4 protein-coding genes are annotated in these 2,178 nt (G+C 55.7%); all 4 read right to left on the bottom strand.

Annotated elements, in window-relative coordinates; translation table 11 throughout:
• Positions 1–654, bottom strand: a 654-nt coding sequence (locus tag C0K55_RS25535; RefSeq protein WP_105267056.1) for an EAL domain-containing protein, incomplete at its 3' end; no start/stop codon positions are given.
• Positions 644–1,285 (bottom strand): hypothetical protein, encoded by a 642-nt coding sequence (locus C0K55_RS25540; RefSeq protein ID WP_105267057.1) that lies wholly within the window; start codon positions 1,283–1,285, stop codon positions 644–646. The genes C0K55_RS25535 and C0K55_RS25540, both read right to left, overlap by 11 nt.
• Positions 1,237–1,359 carry a hypothetical protein gene (locus tag C0K55_RS26980; RefSeq protein ID WP_256112207.1) on the bottom strand — a complete coding sequence of 41 codons (123 nt, stop codon included), beginning with the start codon at positions 1,357–1,359 and terminating at the stop codon, positions 1,237–1,239. Before C0K55_RS26980 ends, C0K55_RS25540 begins: the two co-directional genes overlap by 49 nt.
• Entirely contained in the window at positions 1,359–2,132 is a 774-nt protein-coding gene (gene faeJ, locus C0K55_RS25545) for a F4 (K88) fimbria accessory protein FaeJ (RefSeq protein ID WP_105267058.1), read from the bottom strand. Before faeJ ends, C0K55_RS26980 begins: the two co-directional genes overlap by 1 nt.
• Positions 2,133–2,178: the final 46 nt, after the last annotated feature.

A 2,178-nucleotide genomic window follows, 5' to 3' on the forward strand; every position in this document is an offset into this window, starting at 1 on the left:
TGTTTCCACACCTTCTGCCACCGTATCAATACCCAGCTTTCCTGCCAGCCCGACAACACTTTCCACGATATGCCGGGATGTCTTTTCACTCAGAATGTCCTGTGTGAAGCTCCTGTCCATTTTTATATAACTGACCGGAAAGTGCTTCAGGTACGACAGTACGGAACATCCGGTTCCGAAATCATCCAGCGCAAATGCCACTCCGGCATCACACAGCCGGCTCAGTTTCTCTTCGGTCTGTCTGTCCATGTTAAACGGCTGCTGCTCCGTCAGCTCCAGAACCAGATGTATGCTGTCATGCCCTGCCAGCGCCAGACACATCTGAGTGAACTCACGCTCAGCCAGCAGGGCCGGCGTCACATTCACGGCAAGCCGGAAATCACGCGGCAGCATGGCTTTAACCTCCGAAAGCCCTGCCACCGCACGGTTCAGGATTTTTTCCGTCACAGGCAACAACAGACCGGCAGATTCCACCCGGTTAATGAAATATGCCGGCGGAAGGATTTCTCCCGTCGGCATATGCCAGCGAACCAGAAGCTCTGCACCGGACACAGTAAGGTCGGATGCAGAAACCACCGGCTGGAGATACGGTTCAAACTCCCCGTTACTGAGCGCACGCATCAGTCTGTCTGCGGATACAAAATTACTGTCCATACTGTCGGTCTTCCATTTTATGAACCTCCCGGTCCAGCCCGGTCATCAACAGCATCCTGAAATCCCTGACGCCCACATTCTCTGCCAGCCGGGCATAATGCCAGTACAACCCCCGTTCACTCTGTTTCAGATTCAGGGGACGGTCTCTTCCTCTCTCAGAAAGACGCTTCAGTGCCTGTCGTTGTCCGGACGTCAGGCGGAATTTACCGGTACGGGCTGTCTTTCTGTTCAGTGCCATGCGGACAGTTCTTTCCAGGCACGACAGCGGCATGCATCCGCTGTACACCGGACAGATATTTCGCAACACCTTCAGCATTTCCAGCCTTTCCGGTACCAGAACCAGCATTTCACCGGGCATTTCTGCCCTCAGTTCACGTATCCAGGACAGATGACGCCCCCAGCCCGTAACAGGCTCTGCACTCAGCGCCACAATAATCAGGTCCCAGCCATGCCGGGCACAGGGATACCCCGGAGGTACACGGTAAACGTTGTGGCCCTGTGCTGACAACAGGTGCCACAGCCCTGTCAGTTCATACCAGCAGGTTCCGGTCAGAAGGATTTTTTGTCTCATACTTACGACCTTCACCACATCAGTACCGCACAGAACATCACCAGTGTCAGTACCAGACATGCCATACAGGTTGCTGCCACACAGACACCAACCACCCACCACATCGGTATTAACACTTTTCGTTGCCGGGCCATCAGAAATACACCACCACCGGCGTCAGATTACCCTGCCAGCGTTTTACCGGCTCCTCAGCACCGGGGAAATTCACCCGCACATCACTCAGGGATGTCACCCAGGCACCGGCAATATGCTGGCTGCCATTCTCCTGTGACAACAGCGACTCAGCGCCTGAAATAAACGCATCAGGACGCGCGGTTAACCCGGCATAGTCCGGAGTCCATTCATAGCCGTTCACCTGCCATAACTGGCGTTTCACCTGCTTTTCGGCCTCCGGCGTCACCTCTCCGCTGACCACGCTCCAGCCCTGACCGGCAGTGATATTGTCCTGCCATGCCAGAAGATGGCGCATCGTGAACGTGATTTCCCCGTAACGCACCTGTCCCCGGGCAAGTTCTCCCCGGGCCGCAATACGGGGAGATGATGGCGCCACCTGAAGTAATGTCACTGACGGCTGCAGCCCCGGACGGGCAGTTGTCAGTGATGTGGTATGTCCGCCAAGAATATAAAAATCCTGCCCTCTCCGGCTTTCACTGACCATCCCACTTTTACCCGTTGTCAGACCGGCCTGCACGGCGTCTGGTGTCCCCATCCGCACAGAACGGGGCTGCCACTGCCAGGACACATCGCGAACATACAGCGTGCCGCTGAACTCCGTCACGCCCACAGCCATTCCCTCCTGCCAGTGGCCCGGCGGAATAATCAGGGGTTGTGCCAGCACACTGGCTGAAGTCAGAAAAAACAGCGCCGGAAACATACCGGACTTCAGACGATGAATAATATTCAGCACCGGACTGTCCTCCTGCTTACTGGTACTCAATACTTACCGGCAGTGA

It is taken from the genome of Escherichia sp. MOD1-EC6098 (genome assembly GCF_002965865.1).
GTDB lineage: Bacteria > Pseudomonadota > Gammaproteobacteria > Enterobacterales > Enterobacteriaceae > Escherichia > Escherichia marmotae.